The 19,407-nt window shown below is 67.2% G+C and carries 15 protein-coding genes and 1 pseudogene; 5 read left to right on the top strand and 11 right to left on the bottom strand.

What is annotated here, in order from left to right; all coding sequences use genetic code 11:
- Nucleotide 1: 1 nt before the first annotated feature.
- The 3 genes from ACH5AC_RS02510 (at nt 2) to ACH5AC_RS02500 (ending at nt 3,159) form a co-directional block, all read left to right on the top strand.
- Nucleotides 2–1,006 carry a hypothetical protein gene (locus ACH5AC_RS02510; protein WP_398859712.1) on the top strand — a complete coding sequence of 335 codons (1,005 nt, stop codon included), beginning with the start codon at nt 2–4 and terminating at the stop codon, nt 1,004–1,006.
- Nucleotides 1,007–1,043: 37 nt separating this feature from the next.
- A complete protein-coding gene (locus ACH5AC_RS02505) occupies nt 1,044–1,691 on the top strand; it encodes a hypothetical protein (protein ID WP_398859711.1) in 648 nt (215 codons plus the stop codon).
- A 61-nt stretch (nt 1,692–1,752) separates the two neighbouring features.
- Nucleotides 1,753–3,159: a DUF6177 family protein gene (locus tag ACH5AC_RS02500; RefSeq protein ID WP_398859710.1), complete on the top strand. Its 1,407-nt coding sequence runs from the start codon at nt 1,753–1,755 to the stop codon at nt 3,157–3,159.
- 115 nt (nt 3,160–3,274) lie between these two features.
- On the opposite strand, the gene ACH5AC_RS02495 is transcribed toward ACH5AC_RS02500, so the two are convergent.
- Nucleotides 3,275–3,550 (bottom strand): DUF6086 family protein, encoded by a 276-nt coding sequence (locus ACH5AC_RS02495; RefSeq protein WP_398859709.1) that lies wholly within the window; start codon nt 3,548–3,550, stop codon nt 3,275–3,277.
- A 28-nt stretch (nt 3,551–3,578) separates the two neighbouring features.
- Nucleotides 3,579–3,722: a DUF6086 family protein gene (locus ACH5AC_RS02490; protein ID WP_398859708.1), complete on the bottom strand. Its 144-nt coding sequence runs from the start codon at nt 3,720–3,722 to the stop codon at nt 3,579–3,581.
- 43 nt (nt 3,723–3,765) lie between these two features.
- Here ACH5AC_RS02490 and ACH5AC_RS02485 point away from each other — a divergent pair.
- Nucleotides 3,766–3,975: pseudogene (locus ACH5AC_RS02485) on the top strand (transposase); the annotation flags it as partial.
- A 97-nt stretch (nt 3,976–4,072) separates the two neighbouring features.
- On the opposite strand, the gene ACH5AC_RS02480 reads toward ACH5AC_RS02485, so the two are convergent.
- The 4 genes from ACH5AC_RS02480 to ACH5AC_RS02465 all read right to left on the bottom strand — a co-directional run bounded on the left by ACH5AC_RS02480 (nt 4,073) and on the right by ACH5AC_RS02465 (nt 11,004).
- Nucleotides 4,073–5,677 carry an N-6 DNA methylase gene (locus tag ACH5AC_RS02480; protein WP_398859706.1) on the bottom strand — a complete coding sequence of 535 codons (1,605 nt, stop codon included), beginning with the start codon at nt 5,675–5,677 and terminating at the stop codon, nt 4,073–4,075.
- Complete coding sequence (locus tag ACH5AC_RS02475; RefSeq protein ID WP_398859704.1) at nt 5,674–7,116, bottom strand: restriction endonuclease subunit S; 1,443 nt, start codon at nt 7,114–7,116, stop codon at nt 5,674–5,676. The genes ACH5AC_RS02480 and ACH5AC_RS02475 overlap by 4 nt, the downstream gene beginning before the upstream one ends.
- Before the next feature lie 2 nt (nt 7,117–7,118).
- A complete protein-coding gene (locus tag ACH5AC_RS02470) occupies nt 7,119–10,730 on the bottom strand; it encodes a DEAD/DEAH box helicase family protein (RefSeq protein WP_398859703.1) in 3,612 nt (1,203 codons plus the stop codon).
- 79 nt (nt 10,731–10,809) lie between these two features.
- Nucleotides 10,810–11,004: a hypothetical protein gene (locus ACH5AC_RS02465; RefSeq protein ID WP_073498771.1), complete on the bottom strand. Its 195-nt coding sequence runs from the start codon at nt 11,002–11,004 to the stop codon at nt 10,810–10,812.
- 187 nt (nt 11,005–11,191) lie between these two features.
- Here ACH5AC_RS02465 and ACH5AC_RS02460 point away from each other — a divergent pair, with 187 nt between their 5' ends.
- The gene (locus ACH5AC_RS02460) at nt 11,192–13,333 is read left to right on the top strand and encodes a prolyl oligopeptidase family serine peptidase (RefSeq protein ID WP_398859702.1); all 2,142 of its coding nucleotides are present in this window, start codon (nt 11,192–11,194) and stop codon (nt 13,331–13,333) included.
- A gap of 150 nt (nt 13,334–13,483) precedes the next feature.
- On the opposite strand, the gene ACH5AC_RS02455 is transcribed toward ACH5AC_RS02460, so the two are convergent.
- From ACH5AC_RS02455 to ACH5AC_RS02435, 5 genes are all read right to left on the bottom strand, one after another.
- A complete protein-coding gene (locus tag ACH5AC_RS02455) occupies nt 13,484–14,518 on the bottom strand; it encodes an ABC transporter ATP-binding protein (protein WP_398859701.1) in 1,035 nt (344 codons plus the stop codon).
- Nucleotides 14,511–15,485 (bottom strand): ABC transporter ATP-binding protein, encoded by a 975-nt coding sequence (locus tag ACH5AC_RS02450; RefSeq protein ID WP_398859700.1) that lies wholly within the window; start codon nt 15,483–15,485, stop codon nt 14,511–14,513. Before ACH5AC_RS02450 ends, ACH5AC_RS02455 begins: the two co-directional genes overlap by 8 nt.
- A gap of 261 nt (nt 15,486–15,746) precedes the next feature.
- Complete coding sequence (locus ACH5AC_RS02445) at nt 15,747–16,727, bottom strand: ABC transporter permease (RefSeq protein WP_398859699.1); 981 nt, start codon at nt 16,725–16,727, stop codon at nt 15,747–15,749.
- Nucleotides 16,720–17,643: an ABC transporter permease gene (locus tag ACH5AC_RS02440; RefSeq protein ID WP_398859698.1), complete on the bottom strand. Its 924-nt coding sequence runs from the start codon at nt 17,641–17,643 to the stop codon at nt 16,720–16,722. The genes ACH5AC_RS02445 and ACH5AC_RS02440 overlap by 8 nt, the downstream gene beginning before the upstream one ends.
- A 6-nt stretch (nt 17,644–17,649) precedes the next feature.
- Entirely contained in the window at nt 17,650–19,275 is a 1,626-nt protein-coding gene (locus ACH5AC_RS02435) for an ABC transporter substrate-binding protein (protein WP_398859697.1), read from the bottom strand.
- Nucleotides 19,276–19,407: the final 132 nt, after the last annotated feature.

The raw sequence follows: 19,407 nt of genomic DNA, 5'->3' as shown, positions 1-19,407 counted from the left end.
GATGCCGGTCGGCAGCTGGTCCTGGGAGACCAAGACGCAGCAGCCGCACGACAATCCGTCCAAGCGATGTGTGCAGCAGGTACTCACCGCGTGGACGGCTCTGCGGGCGTGCGGTCTCGCCGAGGGAGACGCTCAAGCGGATGTCACCGTGTACGGCAAGCACGAAGGTGAATTGCTGCTCGACCTAAAACGTGTGTGCGTGCCCATGGACATGACTGCAACCGACGACGAACTCTCGCAGGCGCTACGGTCTGTGGACCCCTCACAGTCCCGATTGGTAACCGTCGACCTTGCCACGCCCGGCGTCCTGCTTCGCACATCAGGAGTCCCCCGACGCGTTCAGAAACTGTTCGTGATCTCAGTCGATGCCTGGGCGAGCGGCGCTGGAACGGTCACGCTCCGAACCTTCTCCGACGCCTGGATGTCTCATGATCTGCGCGGTCACAGGCAGAGCGAGGTGCAGCGCGAAAACGCTCCTCGCCTTGCAGCGGCGCTCGCGGAGATCACGCGGATCACCAGGGTCGAGGTTGTTCCATCGGACCCCACTTCGTACGGCACTCCGACCACCACTGGGTTCGAGGACCTTCCGGATGAGGACCCGGACTTGCTGGATTCCTGGTACATGTTCGAAGTGCCGCGGCGAACCGACTGGCTCCTGGGACAGTTGCCGCCGAATTCTCCTCACTTCGAGACACAGGCCGAATCACCCGTCACGTTCGCCGAAGTAGCGCTGAGAGACCAAGTGATCGGTTACCTCTGGGCGTCGGACAGTGAAAATGCGGCAGGCTACGAGCCGCGTACGCCAGCCGGTGACATTTCTCTCGACGCCGGAAAGGAATGGCTGGCACGTCTGAGTGAAGCAAAACGGCGTGGTCTCCGCCCCTCCGATGCGCTGCGTGAATTCGCAGGGTGGCAGGGTGACTTTAGATCCGGCACTGTCTTGGCGGGCTCACTGCGAACCGCACCGTCATTGGAAGATCTGCAAGACCTTTCAGGGCGAGAGTAAACATGCCACACGAGGTCAGCTCCGTAAGGACAGAACATTGTCGAGGCTGATGCGCGCGCCGAGGGAACGCGGTTCCTGGTACTGGGATCTCGACAGCTTTGCCGAGCCGGGATTGGAGTCAGCCCTCTCCGTCGCGGCACACATGTGTGACGTGCTGGCCAGGCTTGAGCTCCTCACCCCCCTCCAGATCGAGTACGGCTGGTCCGTCCTAGGGGCCGGGACAACCGGCATCACCAGCACTCTTGTGCTCGCCAAGACGCCTCTGGGGGACCCCCGCCTTCCGGAGCGGGTACGTGGCAGTCGCCCAGCCGCCCACCCCGCCGCCATCATCACCGACTTCAACGTTCTCGGCAGCGGAACGTGGATCGACGCGGGAGGGCAGTCCCTGACCGAGTACCGGCTGCTAGACCTATCGCTCTGGACGGCCCCCAGTGGTCTCTCGGCTGAACTGTCCGTGCATCACGACATCTGGTCCCGATACGACTTCGCGGGACGTCCGCACCCAGAGATCCATCGGAACAACGCTCCACGACTCGCTGCCGCACTGGCAGACCTCACTGAGCTCCTCGGCATGCTCCCGGAACCTGGTGAGCGGACATTCTTCGGAGCATCCACCGTTGAGGGTGTCGCCAATTCGGAGCCGGATGAGAATGGCCTGGGTCCTGACGTGAGCAGCAGACTGTGAAAGACGAGATCGGAATGAACGAGCAGGCGGGACTCGCCGCTGAATCGATGGAACGCAACGCATGACAAAAGACGTCATAGCGCTCACCCCGAAGATGCCCGACGGCCGGTCACTGCTGACCGCGCTGCATGCGGGCGGCCCCGATCTCGGTCTGGCGGCTACCGACGACGGTGCGGTCATCCAGTTGTGTACGGCTGCTGGCCGTCCGCTGGTCTCGGTGGAATCGCCGGTTCTTGTGCACGTGCCGGGCGAGGCCCGCCGCCTTCTCGGAGATCAGGTGGCCGCCCCGGAGCTGCCGTTCTGGTGGACCGAGTTGCGTGCCTGCGTCGGCCTTCCTGAGGCGCCATCCTTGGCAGGCTCCGTCTGTGGTCGGCTGACAACGCTGCTCGGCGGGACCGTCTGGCCGCCCAGAGCCGCGCACACCGCACGTGTTTTGGCCAACGTGGATGAGAACGACGAAGCAGCGCCCTCCGGCGTCGACACCCTGACCGACTCGACAGCCGTCATCCTGGCGGACCGGCCGCTCCTCCCCCTCACCGCCTGGCTCTCCGACATCCTGCGCACCGCAGCACAGGCCAACCGTGCCCTGCACGTGGTCACACCTCCCCACACCCGCCTCACACTGCCGCTGCGCGCGGCGCTGGGCGGGACGCCCAACCGTTGGGTGGTGCAGGACCCGGCCGACGGCTACTACGACGGCCTCTCGGGCGTTCAACTCTCCTGGCAGAACGGCACGTTCCTGCCGACCGGCACCACGGTCGCCGACGCTTTCGCCGCAGGAGCCGTGTCCACCCGGCAGCGACAGCTCGCACTTTCCTTTCGCACGGTGCATGCACCGGACGAGCAACTCGTCCTCGGCCGCGCACTGGCAGCGGCCTGGCAGCACCTCACCGGTGCGCCGCCCGCCGGTTGGGGCACCGCGGAGCCCGTCAACCTGCCGTGGTCCCCGCACCAGTTGACCGATCTGGCTCGCGACCGGGCCCCTGCTTCCACGCAGCTCATCGTCGTGGGCAACACGGACCGCCCGGCCATCGCCACGCAGCGCATCGCCCGTACGACGGCGGGTGTGGCCGAGGAGGTCACCCTCACACTCGGCTACGACCAACCGCAGAACATGCCGCTGGATGCCCTGGAGTCCCTCGCCGCGACCCTCGTCTCGGAACACGGCCTGACAACCATGCTCGCCACCACCCGGCCTGCCCGCGCCGACCTGACCCTCCCGGCACGACTTGAGGCCCCACCCCTTCCGGTCTGCTTCACCCTCGGCCCGCGTGAGGTGCGCAAGATCGGCCTCACGCACGCCCTCCGCTCACCCATTGAGGTACAGCCCCGGCAACTTGGCTCACCTGCCGACCCGGCGCTTCACTACTCCCTCGGGGACGGGACCGACCACGAGGCATGGACCGCGTTCCAGAAAATCGGCGCGCATCTCAAGACCGCGCCGAGAACGGAACGTAACCACCTCTGACGGCGGTGACGAAGGGGCGCTTAAGAGGTCGTCTCAGTTGGGGCGGGCAAGAGGCAGAAATGGCAAGCTGGTCCAGGGTTCTGGGTCGGCATGGGGCGGTCTTGGACGCACCGACTCAGCGGGCCATCCAGCGCTCTACCTCCCGCGCCCGCGTGCGCAGCGCGGTGACGACAGCGGCTGGCGCCGTCCGGGGACTGCCGGGAACCTGCACGTCGCGCTGGACGCCACCACACACATGGCCGGATCCCGGTTCGGGCACCTCCACCTCGATTCCCGCGCGCCACACGAGCGCGACCGCCGCCGCCACGAACCCCTCGGAGAGCGCGAGGATCACAGAGTGCCTCGTCCGGCAGTGCCAGGCGACCAGGCCGCGCGTGAACTCCGCGTACACAGCCGGATCGACCTCGAGTGTGTCTGGGTCACCCCAATACTTGCCCTGGCTGATTTCCCGAGGGCAGCTTGAGCTCCGCCTCGAAGACCTCGACCTGCCGCAGGAAGAGGCGGCCGACACCATTCGACGGGTTCCATAGCGTCTCGTCACCGAGCTCGAAGTACATGCTCATCGCCAATTCCCCCCTGCTCAGCCGCCCCGGCAAAGGGTAGAAGATACGCAAGCGAGGCATCCGGCACCGCATCGCCCGCAAGGGCATCGAGTCCTCCACCCGGCTCGGCCGGCACCGCTGGACGATCGAGCGCACGATGTCCTGGCTGGGCGACTGCCGCCGTCTGCACCGCCGCTACGAACGCAAGGCCGAGCACTTCCTGACCTTCGCCGCCATCGCCTGCAGCCTCATCTATTACCGCAGACTGACCAATGGGACGACTCTTAGCCGTCTACCGAGAAGCGACAGCGCCGGTTCCAGGGACACACGGGACACCTGCAGGTCGGCCGCCCTTCACAGGCTCGAACCTGCTACTCGACATCGGCCTCCGGCACGTCGACCTCACCGCCCAGCGAGCGGGCGATGGCGGTGAACTCGTTCAGGGCCGACTGGAGGTCGCGGACGATCTCCTCGGCGATCACCTCGGGCGGCAGATCGCTGTCGGCATCGTCGAGGGCGGGGTCCTTCATCCATGTGATGTCGAGGTTGACCTTGTCGCGGGCGATCAGGTCCTCGTAGCTGAACTTCTTGAAGGGGCCGTTCTCGTCTTCCGACTCCGCTCGGGACGAGCGAGGCTCGCCGGGTCGGTAGGCCGCCACGAAGTCGTCGAGGTGGGCGCGGGTCAGGGGGCGCTGCTTGAGGGTGAAGTGCTGGCCGGTGCGGAAGTCGTAGACCCAGGTCTCGGTCGTGAGCGGTTTGCCGTCGGCGCGCGGGGGCTTCTTGTCGAAGAAGAGGACGTTCGCCTTGACACCGCCGGCGTAGAAGATGCCGGTGGGCAACCGCAGGATGGTGTGCAGATCGAACTCATCCAGCAGCTTGCGGCGGACTTTTTCACCTGCGCCGCCCTCGAAGAGGACGTTGTCGGGGAGGACGACGGCAGCACGGCCGTTGACCGCCGTGAGCGACATGATGTGCTGAAGGAAGTTCAGCTGCTTGTTGGTGGTCGTCGCGGTGAAGTCGTCGCGGTCGTACTGGATGTCCTCCTTCTCGACCTCGCCGTCCTGACCGATGACCGTGATGGCGGACTTACGGCCGAAGGGCGGGTTTGCGAGGACGAGGGTGGCGTGTTTCCCGCTGGGCTTGTCGGCGAGGGCGTCGCCGACGTGGATGAGGCTGGGGCCGTCGCTCTTGCCGATGCCATGGAGGAGCATGTTCATCGCGGCGAGGCGGGCGGTGCCGGTGACGAGTTCGTTGCCCCAGATCTTGCGGCCGCTGTCGTATGCCTTCCGCTCGTCCAGCGACATCTTCTTCATATGGTGGTCGCGGATGTAGGCGTGCGCGGCGATCAGAAAGCCGCCTGTGCCGCAGGCGGGGTCGGTGATCGTGTCTTCCGGGCTGGGCTGTGTGACGTCGATCATGGCGTCGATGAGGGCCCGGGGGGTGAAGTACTGGCCGGCGCCGGTCTTCGTGTCCGACGCGCCCTTCGCGAGCAGGCCCTCGTAGGCGTCGCCCTTGAGGTCCGTCCCGGTCATCGTCCACTCTTCGCGACCGATCAGCTCGACGACCAGCTTCTCCAGGAGGGCCGGCTTGGTGATTCGGTTCTGGGCATCGGCGAAGATCGTGCCGATGGTGGTGTCGGGCTTGCTGCGGAGGTGTTCCAGCGTGTCGCGGTAGTGCTTCTCCAGGGCCGCGCCGCGCTTTCCGACGAGCGACTTCCAGTTGTACTCGGCAGGCACGATCGCGCTCATGTCCTGCCCGTCCCACGGGTCGTTCTCGATCTCGTCGACCATCTTGAGGAAGAGCAGGTAGGAGAGCTGCTCGACGTACTCGATGGTGGACATGCCGTTGTCACGGAGGACGTTGCAGTAGTTCCAGAGCTTCGAGACGAGCGTGTTCGTCTGCGCCACGGCCTTGGCGGTCGCTGCGGCCGACTCGTTCGCGGGCTGCTGGTCCTGGGCGTCTACGAGGGCGGTCACAGGTCGAACTCCTGCTGTACGGCTAGCGCGGGGGCGGGGGTCGGCTCGGGGGCGAGTGCGGCGGCTCGCGGTACCGCGGCCTTCTTGGCTGTGATCTTGCGTGTACGCATGGCTTTGGGCTGCGCTGCGCGCTGCGCGGCGATGCGGGCTAGAGCAGCAGCAGCCGGTTCGTCTTCGGGCCGCTGCGTGACGAGGTTCCCGGTGAACGCCCGCTCCAGTAGGGCAGCCCGTAGGGCTTCTGCCCGCCTCAAGCCGTTGTGGACTTCCTGGTCCATGGCAGCAATACCACTCAACAACTCGTCGCAGCGCTGGACCAGTTTCTCCTGAACGTCGAGGGGAGGAATCGGAAATTCAACCGTCTTCAGCCGTTTAGCCGAGAGATGGGCGATATTCGTCGTAATGCGCACCTCACGCATGAACCGCTTTGCATGCAAATGCCTACGGAAGACCAGCAACGCCCACTCGGGCAGCACGCCCTCACCGGCCTGGAAGCGAATCAAACTGTTCGTGAAAGCGACATTCTTAGGGAACCCTCGGTACAGCGCTGGACGCCCTACGAGGTGCGGACTCTGACCCTCATTAAGCAGCACGTCTCCTGGCTCCAACCGATACTTTTCCCAGATTCCAGAGAAATCCATCTCCATGACATCCGTGGTATCGATTCGGTCTTCGAAGATGTTGGCCACTCGCAAGTACGGGCGCATTTCTGGGCCATGATGCCAATCAGGGTGCCGCGCCCGTCCGAGTTCGAGAGTACCCGCCTGCTCAACCGTGGTCATCCGCCATGATTCCGGAAGCTCCTCCGGGATCAGCGAGACCAAAACTCTCTTCCTGAGCCCCTCCAGCCGCTTGCGCGTCAACTGAAGGGTGGATGAGCCTGAGTCCAGTCGCGACAGCTGCTCTTCGAGGGCTTCGACAATGCGGTGCTGCTCCGGCAACGGCGGAACAGGGATCGGGATGGCCTTCATCGCAGCCATGCCCAGTCGAGGTCGTCCAACCCCCTTGATCAGCGCACCGGCATATCCACGTGTCTGCGGCGCAAGTAGAGCGTAGTAGACCCATTTAGTCAGAACTTCCGGATGTAGCCTCGCGCGAATAACGTCAGCCTTCACGATGGCCGGTTCGTCGAGCTTCGGAAGAATGGCGACGCGCGGCAGCGTCTCTCCCAGCGAAGCAAGGAGCAAGTCGCCTGCAACGGTCTCATGGGCACGCAGCGTCTCAAAGTGTTCGAGGCTGATGTAGGCACGCTCATCACGGAACTCCCCATCACCAACGTTCTGTAGTCGAATGACGCGAGCACCGGAATCCGTGTAGTGGGCTGACTTCAGGTTTGAGCCGAATGGTCCATCCGTTATGGCACGCGGTTCGCACGCAAGCAGGTCTTGCAGGGTGCTCCAAGCCCACCCCGCCGGAAGTGCCCTCTCCCCGTCCACGCTCACACTCAAGCCAGTTCCTGATTCAGCTCATCCAACAGTTCCAACGCCTTGTCCTTGTCCCCGAACGCCCGCATGAAGCCCCGGCCTCCGCCGCGCTCGGTGAAGGGAGCGACTCCGAAGTCCCCCGGCTCGATGCCGATGTCGTTGGAGATGGCGTCCTTTATCCGTTCCAGCCACCACAGCTGGTCCTCGGTGAACTCCACACCCGCCTGCTGCTGCCGCAGCAGCCAGCCCTCGAAGCGCTCCTCGACCACCGTACGGTACGGGCGGAGCTCGTCGTCTGCACCGAGCTCATAACGGATGAGCCTCATCAGGTCACCGAGGCCGGCTTCCTTGCCGGGGCTCGCCGCCGCCTTGCCGAGCTGTTCGTAGTGGTCCCACAGGACGCCCGCCGTCCAGGCACGGTTCGTCGCGCGGATCTTGCCCGCGAGTTCCTTCAGGGCGTCCCTCGCCTCGCGCGGGCTGACTCTCGCACCGCTGCCCAGTGCCACCCGGATCGCGGCGTTCTCGTCCCGCTGCTCCTTCTCCAGGAGCGAGTTCCACTCGGCGAGTTCTTTGCGGGCCCTCTCCGTGCGCGGTATCTCACGCATCTCGGTGACCCGCACCTCGGTCGTCTCGTCGTACGTCAGGTCCTGCTGGTGGCGGATCTCCAGGATCAGCTTCCGCAGCTCCGGGTTGCGGGTCAGGGGTGCCACGGCGTCCTGGACAAGCTTCTGGGCAAGCTCCGCGCCACCCTCGTATCGGGCACGGTCCTGGGTGTCCACGTCCACCGCGTCGGTGATCCGGCGCGCAAGGTCGGCCAGGCCGACACCTCCCGAGGTCTGAATCAGCAGCCCCTTCTCTTCCGCTCCCAACTGGCGGTCGATACGGGCCAGCCGTCGCGCCAGCGTCTCCGCCTCGTCCGCCGTCAGTGACCGCGTGCCGGTCTTGTCGAGGAGTTTCGCCAGCGAGACGCTCTTCTCCCCTGCCGGGATCAGCGGCCTGGCATCCACCAGCGGAGAGTCCGTGACACCCACGGCGTCGATCAGGAGGAAACGGTCCTTCGTCAGGTCAGGCGCGGCATCCGGCGTGACTGCCTTCAATTCGTCGGCGTCGATCGAGCGAGCGCCCCGGCCCTTCATCTGCTCGAACAGGACCGGACTCTTGATCGCTCGGAGGAAGATCACACACTCCAGCGGCTTCACATCGGTGCCTGTGGCGATCATGTCGACCGTGACCGCCACCCGCAGGCGAGGGGAGTTTCGCAGGTCGTTGATCAGTGCGTCCGGGTCTTCCCCGTTCTGCCGCGACCGATACGTGATCTTCTTCGCGAACTGGTCTCCGCGGCCGAAGACCTCCTTGACCTGCTTCAGCACCTCCTCGGCGTGATCGTCGCCCGCCGCGAACACCAGCGTCTTTGGAAGGTCCGCGCGACCCGGGAACCACCGCTGCCAGTTGTTCTTGTAGGTCGTCAGCACGGCCCGGATCTCGTCTTCGGTGATCACCGTGCGGCCGAGCTGCGCGGTGGTGTACTCGAAGTCCTCGTCCAGTTCCTCGTAGCGCTGAGCACGCGTCTGGCGGTCGCGGATACGAACGGTCGTCCCCTTCTCGATCTTCGCGCCGCCGTCGTCCCTGATGGTGGTGTTGACGCGCACGATGTCGAAGTCGACGTTGACGCCGTCGGCCACCGCCTGCTCGTACGTGTACTTCGACACCATGTTGTTGTCGAGGAAGCCCTTGGTCTGTCGAGTGGGCGTGGCCGTGAGGCCGACCAGGTGGGCGTCGAAGTACTCCAGGACGCCGCGCCACAGTCCGTAGATCGAGCGGTGACACTCGTCGATCACGATCACGTCGAAGGACTCGATCGGGACGTCCCGGTTGTACTCGACCGTGATGGGCTCGTCCGCCGCGTAGGTCTCGTCCAGGTTCGAGGCATTCTCGCGGCCCTTGGGGGCCGCCTCGTTCGTCTCCGGCTCGTCCGTCTCCAGGCCATCAGGCAGCTCCTCGCCCTTGAGCAGCGCGTACATCCGCTGGATCGTCGAGATCACGACGGCCGACGTCTCCTGAAGCCCGCCCCGGCCCAGCATGTCGACGTTGTAGAGGTCGGTGAGCTTCCGGTTCTCGTCAGGCGTGCGGTACTTGTCGAACTCCGCATGGGCCTGCCGACCGAGATTGTTGCGGTCGACCAGGAAGAGGACCCTGCGTGCGCCCGCGTGCCGCAGGAGGCGATACGTCTCTGTGACGGCCGTGAAGGTCTTGCCGGCGCCCGTCGCCATCTGGATGAGTGCGCGCGGCCTGTCGGCGGCCAGCGAGCCCTCCAGGCCCGTGATGGCGTCGACCTGAGCCATGCGCAGGCCATGAGTCTCCAGGAGCGGCATGCTGGTGCGCAGGGCCGCGCGGAAGGTGGGCGTCTCCGGTTCCTCATCCGCCCGCTTCATCCAGGCGGCGAGCGTCTCGGGCCGGTGAAACGCGAAGACCTCGCGGGAACGGGCGTCAGGGTCGACGCGGTTCAGGAAGTATGTCTCCGCGCCTGTGCTGACGTAGCGGAACGCGAAGGGCTCCTCCCGGCGCCACACGGCCATCGCGTGCTCTTTGAGCACCCCTGCCGCGTACCGTTCGTTCTGGGCCAGCGCCCCGGCAAGGGGCGTTCCCTCGCGCTTCGCCTCGATGACGCCCACGATCTTCCCGTCGACGTAGAGCACGTAGTCCGCGCGACCGGTCGCCAGGCTGAACTCCTCGATGGCGACACCCCGGCCCGCGAGCGGGTTGGCCTCGGCCTTGCTCTGGATCAGCCAGCCCGCCTTGGTCAGCATCGCGTCGATCTTCTTGCGTGCCTGCACCTCGTTGAGCGGCGCGGGGCGCTGCGCGCGCTCGACGATGGCCTCGCGGGCGGCAGAGGCGACCTTGCGGGGCTTGAGGCGCTCGCGGTCGTACTGCTCCTGGTGAGCCGCACGCAGTTCGGCGACCTGCGCCCGCAGCTCTTCTATCTGCTCGGCATACGCGGTCTTGGCCTGCTCGACGGTGGCGATGAGGCGCTCCGCCTCAGCTCGGGCTCTCTGCTCGGCCTCAAGACGGTCGCTGGTCTCGGACAGCCTGACGCGCGACTCTGCCAGCGCACGGCGATGCCCTTCCAGCGCCTCCTGAAGCTCCGCGATCTCCTCGGGGTCGGCCGACGGCACGTCGGCCTGCAGTGTCGGCGGGACGAACGCAGAGACCGCCCGGGTTCCGCCCATGGCCCGGTCGAAAAGGTCGCCCAGTTGCCAGCACAACTTCAGGGCTTCAAGCGCCTTCGTCGTGTCGAAGACGTGGTTGTGCGCGGCGTCGTTACGGCCTCGGCGCAGCCTGTCGAAGGCGTCGCGGCTCCAGCCGACCAGCACACCCGCTCGCGTGAGCGCATTGAGGCGGTCGAACTGGGTCGTGCCCTCGACGCGCGTGCCCGTCCGAGTGACGAACTCCTCGGCCAGCACCTCGCCGAACTGCCCGGCGCTCACATAGGCGGCGTTCGGGTTGGTGAACACCGTGAGTTCCGCCTGCGAGCCATAGATGGCCAGGAGCGGCTGGTACTGGTACAGCCGCCCGAAGTTGGGCGATGCCTTCGCCAGCGCCCGCAGCCGATCGTCAGCGTTGTGTCCGTTCACGCGCCCCCGCTCCAGCCCTGCAGTTGTCCCGGAGCCGTCAAGCTTATGGCCCCGGATGCCGGGCAGGTGCGGAACCGTGTCAGAACTTGATGCTGCCGATCATGCTCGCCACGCTCGTCGTCAAGTCGCTGATCGTCGGGGCGATCGTCGAGGAAGCGAGGTAGAAGCCGAGCAGGATGCAGACGACGGCGTGACCGCCCTTCAGCCCTGACTTCTTGATCAACAAGAAGACGATGATCGCCAGCAGCACCACCGCCGAAATCGAGAGTGCCACGGCGGCTCACCTCCAAGAACCCGGGTACGTGGGGGAAACAGAGCGGGTGAACTTGTAAACACATACAACAGCCAGCAGGTTCATACCCACACAGCGCTAGTGATCATAACTATGAGTACGCGCGCATCTGTCGGCGCACGGACGCGCAAGGGGGCGCATGGCCAATCATCGCCAATAGGGTCGGAGCATGACGACCGAGGCAGAGCACGAGACATACTCGTTCCCCCGACAGCACGCCCGTACCCAGCGATTCACCCTCGGCGCGCCGCGTTCGTTCGCCGCCGCGCCGGACGGCTCGCGCGTCGTGTTCCTGCGTTCCGGGTCCGGTACGGACCGCGCCAACGCGCTGTGGGTGCTCGATCCGGCGGACGGTTCCGAACGGATCGCCGCCGATCCGTACGCCCTGCTGGGCGGGGCGACGGAGGACCTGTCGCCGGCGGAGCGGGCGCGCCGGGAGCGCAGTCGTGAGGGGGGTGCCGGCATCGTCGGGTACGCCACCGACGACGCCGTGGAGCTGGCCTCTTTCGCCTTGTCAGGGCGGCTGTTCACGGCCGAGCTGAGGGCCGGGACGGCGCGTGAACTGCCCGTTCCGGGGCCGGTGATCGACCCGCGGCCGTCGCCCGACGGGCGGTACGTCGCCTATGTCAGCGGGGGTGCTCTGCGGGTGGTGGGGGCCGAGGGGGAGGGTGACCGGGTCGTCGCCGAGGCTGACGGGGAGTCGGTTTCCTATGGAATGGCCGAGTTCATCGCGGCCGAGGAGATGGGGCGGTCGAGGGGTTTCTGGTGGTCCCCCGAGTCCGACCGGCTGCTGGTCGCGCGCGTGGACGACACGCCGGTGCGGCGGTGGTGGATCTCGGATCCGGCCCAGCCGGAACGTGACCCACACCACGTCCCGTACCCGGCGGCCGGGACGGCCAACGCGGACGTACGACTGTTCCTGTTCGGCCTCGACGGGGACCGGACGGAGGTGCGCTGGGACCGGGAGCGGTACCCCTATCTGGCGCGAGTGCACTGGTCAGCGGCGGGTGCGCCACTGCTGCTCGTACAGGCGCGCGATCAGCGCAGCCAGCTGTATCTGGCCGTGGACACCGACTCCGGATCGACCCGGATGGTGCATGCCGATCAAGATCCGATTTGGCTGGATCTTTTCGCCGGGGTGCCGTGCTGGAGCCCCTCCGGACAGCTGGTCCGGATCGCCGACGAGGGGGGTGCGCGGGTCCTCGCGGTGGGCGAACGGCCGCTCACCGGAGCGCAGTTGCATGTACGGGCGGTGCTGGACGTGTCCGACGACGACGTACTGGTCTCCGCCTCGGCCGGGGAGGACGCGGACCCGGCGCGGCCGGAGATCGGCGAGGTGCATGTGTACCGCGTCAACGAACTCGGGGTCGAGCGGGTGTCCGAGGAACCCGGCGTGCACTCGGCGGTGCGCGCCGGGGGCGTGATCGTACTGGTGTCGGCGACGCTCGACCGGCCGGGCAGTCGGGTGCGGGTACTGCGGGACGGCAAGCAGACGGCGACGGTGGCGTCGTACGCGGAGGAGCCCCGGCTGTCGCCGCGCGTACAGCTCACCGAGGGGGGCGCACGCCGGATCCCGTGCGCCCTGCTTATGCCTACGGACTACCCCCGTGACACCTCCACGCCCTTGCCCGTCCTGCTCGACCCTTACGGCGGCCCGCACGGGCCGCGCGTGCTGGCCGCGCACAACGCGCATCTGACCTCGCAGTGGTTCGCCGACCAGGGGTTCGCGGTGGTCGTCGCCGACGGACGCGGGACGCCGGGGCGCTCGCCCGCGTGGGAGAAGGGGGTGCACGGCGACTTCACCGTCTCGCTGGACGATCAGGTCGAGGCGCTGCACGCCCTGGCCGAGCGCCACCCGCTCGACCTGTCCCGGGTGGCGATCCGCGGATGGTCGTACGGCGGCTGGCTCGCTGGGCTGGCGGTGCTGCGCCGGCCGGACGTGTTCCACGCGGGCATCGCGGGCGCGCCCGTCACCGACTGGCGGCTGTACGACACCCACTACACCGAGCGGTACCTGGGCGACCCGGCGGAGCAGCCCACGGCGTACGCGCGGAGCTCGCTGGTGACGGACGAGGGGCTGTCCGAGCCGGCCGAGCCGCACCGGCCGCTGATGATCGTGCACGGGCTGGCCGACGACAATGTGGTCGTGGCGCACGCCCTGCGGCTGTCCTCGGCGCTGCTGGCCGCCGGCCGGCCGCACGAGGTGCTGCCGCTGTCCGGCGTCACGCACATGACCCCGCAGGAACAGGTCGCCGAGAATCTGCTGTTGCTCCAGGTGGAGTTCCTCAAGCGGGCACTGGGGATGCGATAACCGCACAAACGCACATGAACTGCGTTAACACGCAGGCAACTTGGTGGAAGCCGTACCGATATACGGACGCGCGACGCTGAACAGCGTACGGCCGTGCGGGTGCCGTAAACGAGCCGGGGTGCGCCATGTCACCCCGGCTCGTTGCCGTCCCTATGGCTCTTCCGGGGGAACCACCTGTTTCTCCTCCGCGAAGTGGCACGCCGAGTCGTGCACGGCCGGGCCGGACGCGTGCTGGAACGCCTCCGGGACCGCCAGTAGGGGCACCTCCAGGGCGCAGCGCTCCTGGGCCTTCCAGCAGCGGGTACGGAAGCGGCAGCCGGAGGGGATGTTCGTCGGGGACGGGACGTCGCCGGCGAGCAGGATCCGCTCGCGGTGCTCACGGGCCTCCGGGTCGGGCACGGGGACGGCGGAGAGCAGGGCCTGGGTGTAGGGGTGCGTGGGGTGGTCGTAGATCTGTTCGTCGGTGCCGGTCTCGACGATGCGGCCCAGGTACATTACGCCGACGCGGTCCGAGATGTGGCGGACGATGGACAGGTCGTGCGCGATGAAGAGGTAGGAGAGGTTGAAATCGTCCTGGAGGCGGTCCAGGAGGTTGACGACCTGGGCCTGGACCGAGACGTCCAGCGCGGACACCGGTTCGTCGGCGACGATCACCTCGGGGCGCAGGGCCAGGCCGCGGGCGATGCCGATGCGCTGGCGCTGGCCGCCGGAGAACTGGTGCGGGTAGCGGTTGATGTACTCCGGGTTGAGACCGACGACGTCCAGCAGCTCCTGGACCTTGCGGCGCCGGTCGCCCTTCGGCGCGACCTCCGGGTGGATCTCGTACGGCTCGCCGATGATGTCGCCGACCGTCATACGCGGGTTGAGGGAGGTGTAGGGGTCCTGGAACACCATCTGGATGTTGCGGCGGACCGCCTTCAGGGCGCGGCCGGAGAGCTTGGTGATGTCCTCGCCCTTGTAGTGGATCCGCCCCGCCGTCGGCCGTTCCAGGTTGACCAGCATCTTGGCGACCGTGGACTTGCCGCAGCCGGACTCGCCCACGATGCCTAGGGTTTCGCCCTGGTCGAGGGTGAAGTCGACGCCGTCGACGGCCTTGACGGCGCCGACCTGCTTCTTGAAGAGGATGCCCTGGGTGAGCGGGTAGTGCTTGAACAGCCCGCTCACTTCGAGGATCGGCTCAGTCATTGAGGCACTCCCTCCAGAAGTGGCAGGCGCTGCCCCGGGTCGCGGAGACCTCGTACAGCGGTGGTACGTCCGTGACGCACACGTCCTGGGCCATCGGGCAGCGCGGGTGGAAGGGGCAGCCCGGCGGGATGTGCATGAGGTTGGGCGGCAGGCCCTTGATGGCGTAGAGCTGCCGGCCCTTCTGGTCGAGGCGCGGGATGGAGTCCAGCAGGCCCCTGGTGTACGGGTGTGCGGGGGCCTTGTAGATGTCGTGCACCGGCGCCGACTCGACGATCTTGCCCGCGTACATCACGGCGATCTTGTCGGCGACGTCGGCGACGACGCCCAGGTCATGGGTGATGAGGATCAGGCCCATGTCGTACTCGCGCTGCAGTTCGGCGAGCAGGTCCATGACCTGGGCCTGGACGGTGACGTCGAGGGCGGTCGTCGGCTCGTCGGCGATGATCAGGTCGGGCTCCAGGGCCAGCGCCATGGCGATCATGATGCGTTGGCGCATACCGCCGGAGAACTGATGCGGGTACTGCCGCACCCGCTCCTTCGCGGCCGGGATGCGGACCCGGTCCATCAGCTCCACGGCGCGGGCGCGGGCGTCCTTCCTGGACATGCCCCGGTGGACGACGAACATCTCGCCGAGCTGGTCGCCCACGGACAGCACCGGGTTCAGCGACGACAGCGCGTCCTGGAAGATCATCGCCATCTCGGCACCGCGCACCTTGCGCCGCTCGTCCTCCTTGAGCCGGAGCAGATCGCGCCCCTTGAAGAGGATCTCGCCCCCGGTGATCCGCCCGGGGGGCATGTCCAGGATCCCCATGATCGCCTGCGCGGTCACCGACTTCCCGGACCCCGACTCACCGAGCACGGCGAGGGTCTCCCCCTCGTCCACGCTGTAGCTGACCCCGTTGACGGCCTTGGCGATACCGTCCCGGGTGCTGAACTCCACCTGGAGACCACGTACTTCGAGCAGCACGGACACTGTCACCTCAGTTTGGGATCGAGAGCGCCGCGCACCACCGCGCCGCCGGGCAGGACGAAGGACCGGGCTCGGACTCCCCGCCAACCCACGGCCGCCGGACCGCCGACCCACAGCCGCCGGACCGCGCCGGGCGAGAGGCGACCGTCCGACGCCGCCGCCCCTCCCACCTGGCGCTACAGCGAAGGCCACGCCGAGCGCCGCCCGGCCGGGGAAAGCCTCATGGGCGGCGGTCGCTTCAAGTAGCAGCACCGGGGGTCACCTCAGCTTCGGGTCGAGTGCGTCGCGGACCGCGTCGCCGAGCATGATGAAGGCCAGGACGGTGATGGCCAGGGCACCGGAGGGCCACAGGAGGGCGTGGGGGGCGTTGCGGATGAAGGGGGAGGCGGCGGAGATGTCGATGCCCCAGGAGACGCTGGGGGGTTTGAGGCCGACGCCGAGGAAGGACAGGGTGGCCTCCAGCGCGATGTAGGTGCCGAGGGCGATGGTGGCGACCACGATCACCGGGGCGACCGCGTTGGGCGCGATGTGGCGGAGCAGCATGCGGGAGTTGGAGGCGCCGAGGGAGCGGGCGGCGTGGACGTAGTCGTTCTGCTTGGCGGTGAGGACGGAGCCGCGGGCGATGCGGGCGATCTGGGGCCAGCCGAGCAGGACGATGAAGCCGATGACCGGCCAGATGGTGTTGCTGGTGACCACCGAGAGGAGGACCAGACCGCCCAGGACGACGGGGATCGCGAAGAAGATGTCGGTGACGCGGGAGAGGACCGAGTCCCAGACGCCGCCGAAGAAGCCGGCGAGCGCACCGAGGACGCTGCCGAGGACCGCGACCCCGAGCGTGGCGAGGACGCCCACCGCGACGGACGTACGGGCGCCGTAGACGGTGCGGGTGTAGACGTCGCAGCCCTGTCCGTCGAAGCCGAACGGATGGCCGGGCTGGGAGCCCTCCTGGGCGCGGGCGAGGTCGCAGCGCAGGGGGCTGCCGGAGGCGATGGCCGAGGGCCACAGGGAGATGAAGACCAGGAAGAGGATGATCAGGCCGGCGATGATGAAGACGGGGTTGCGGCGCAGGTCCCGCCAGGCGTCGGACCAGAGGCTGCGGGGTTTGGTCTGGGGGCCGGTGCCTTCGGGGCCACCCGGTGTCCTCTCCAGCGTCTCCGCCTCGTCGACGCCGAGGTCCATCGCGCCTCCCATGCCCGTGCCGGCGATCGCCCTGTCCTGGTCGTACGGCTGCTCAGGCATAGCGGATCCTCGGGTCGAGTACCGCGTACAGGAGGTCGACGACGAGATTGGCCACCAGGAACACCAGCACCAGGACGGTCACGAAACCGACGACGGTCTGTGTGTTCTGACGCAGGATGCCCTGGTAGAGCTGGTAGCCCACACCATGGATGTTGAAGATCCGCTCGGTGACGATCGCCCCGCCCATGAGGAAGCCGACGTCGGCGCCGATGAAGGTGACGACGGGGATGAGGGAGTTGCGCAGCAGGTGCCGGGTGACGACCCGTCGTCTCGGCAGGCCCTTGGCGATGGCCGTACGGACGTAGTCGGAGCGCCGGTTCTCCGCGATGGAGGTGCGGGTCAGCCGGGTGACGTACGCCAGTGACACGGAGGCCAGGACGAGGCCGGGCAGGATCAGCTCGTCGAAGGGCGCCGCGGAGGACACCGACGGCCGGATCCAGCCCCACTTCACCCCGAGGAGCAGTTGGAGGAGCAGTCCGGTGACGAAGGTCGGGACCGAGATGACGACGAGGGTGAGCATCAGGACGCCCGTGTCGACGGGGCGGCCCCGCCGCAGGCCGGTGATGACGCCCAGGGTGACGCCGATGACGATCTCGAAGAGGATCGCGACGACGGTGAGCCGGATGGTGACGGGGAACGCCGTCGACATCAGCTCGGTGACCTCCTGGCCGTTGAACGCCGTGCCGAAGTCGCCGGTGAAGACGTTCCCCATGTAGGTCAGGTATTGCTCCCAGACCGGCTTGTCGAGCCCGAACTCCCTGCGCAGCTGCGCGGCGGTCGCCGGGTCGCACTGCCGCTCGCCGCACAGGCCCGCGACGGGGTCGCCCATCACGTTGACCATCAGGAAGATCAGCAGCGTGGACCCGATGAACACCGGGATCATCTGGAGCAGCCGGCGGACGACATAGCGCCCCATGGCGGGTCAGCTGACCTTGATCTCGTCGTAGACCGGGACGGAGAACGGGTTGAGTTTGACGTTCGACAGCCGCTCCGAGTAGCCGGCCGAGCCGTTCTGGTACCAGAGCGGGATGGCGGCCATGTTGTCGCGGACGACCTCCTCGGCCTGCTGGAAGAGGTCGACCGCCTTGCCCTGGTCGGTCTCGGCGTTGGCCCGGTCGACGAGGTCGTCGAACTCCTTGTTGCTCCACTTGCCGTCGTTGGAGGAGGCGTTGGTGTAGTAGAGCGGCTGGAGGAAGTTCTGGATCAGCGGGTAGTCCATCTGCCAGCCGGCGCGGAAGGGGCCGCTCATCTTGCTCTCGGTGATCTGGCTGCGGAAGTCGGCGAAGGTGCCGATGGGGTTGCCGACGCAGGCGCGGGTGTTGTCGAGGGCGTTGTTGATGGAGTTGCAGACCGCGTCGACCCACTGCTTGTGGGAGCCGGCGTCGGCGTTGTACGAGATCTTGACCTGGCCGCCGGGCAGGCCGCCACCCTCCTCGATCAGCTTCTTCGCCTCGTCGGGGTCGTACTCGCACAGGTCCCCGCACAGGTCCGGGTCGTAGCCGCCGTCCTCGCCGAGCACCGGTGAGGTCCAGTCCTTGGCGGGGGTGCGGGTTTTCTGGAAGATCGTCTCGGTGATCTGCTCCCGGTTGATCGCCCTGGACAGGCCCTTGCGGACCTTCTCCGAGCCCTCGGTGTTCCAGTTCTTGTCGTAGAACGGGAAGGCCAGGGTCTGGATGATGCCGGCCGGGGTGTTGAGGTAGCGGTCGCCGAGGTCGTTCTGGACGTTCTTCAGCTGGGCGGCCGGCACGTCGTCGACGAGGTCGAGGTTGCCGGCGAGGAGGTCGGTGTAGGCGGTGTTGTTGTCGGTGTAGACCTTCAGGTCGACACCGCCGTTCTGCGCCTTGTCGTCGCCGGGGTAGTCCTCCCACTTCCTGAGGGACATCTGGGAGCCCTTGGCGTACGACTGGACGGTGTACGGGCCGTTGCCGACCGGCTTCGCCAGCCAGCCCGCGTGGTTGTCGAAGAACGCCCGCGGCAGCGGGGAGAAGGCGGTGTAGCCGAGGGTGTCGGGGAAGGTGGAGAACTTCTGGTTGAGCGTGATGGTGAAGGTCCGCTCGTCGACGACCCGCAGACCGGACAGCGTGTCGGCGCTCTGGGCGCCCTCCTCGGGGTGGACCTTGTCGTAGCCCTCGATGGCGCTGAAGAAGAAGGCGTTGCGCTGGTTGTTCTTCAGGCTGGCGCCGTAGTTCCAGGCGTCGACGAAGGAGTTCGCCGTCACCTTCTCGCCGTTGCTGAAGGTCCAGCCGTCCTTGACGGTGACGGTGAAGGTCTGTGAGTCGTCCGTCTCGATCTTCTCGGCGAGCATGTCCTCGGCCTCGCCGGTCTCCGGGTCGTACCGCTTCAGGCCGCGGAAGACCATGTCGAGGACCTTGCCGCCCTGCACCTCATTCGTGTTGGCCGGCTCCAGCGGATTCTGCGGGTCGCCCCAGGAGGAGCTGAGCACCGCGCCGCCGGCACCGCCGCCGTCGCCACCGCCTCCGCAGGCCGTCGCCGCCAGGACCACCGCCGCCGCGCATGCGGCCCACTTGGCGTGCGTGGCTCCACGCATGGGATGCCTCCTCTTGACTGCCCTGATCCGTTATCGGCCAATATCGCCGCAAAGTGGATCAATTGCATATCAAGGGCCCCCGTATGCGGGACGGACCACCCATTCGTACGGGGGTACGGCACGGCGGCGGAA

Origin of the sequence: Streptomyces sp. NPDC018693 (assembly GCF_044391385.1) — a bacterium.
Classification (GTDB): Bacteria; Actinomycetota; Actinomycetes; order Streptomycetales; family Streptomycetaceae; genus Streptomyces.
The sequence above is the reverse complement of the archived record's forward strand: the minus strand, read 5'-3'. Positions and strand labels throughout refer to the sequence as shown.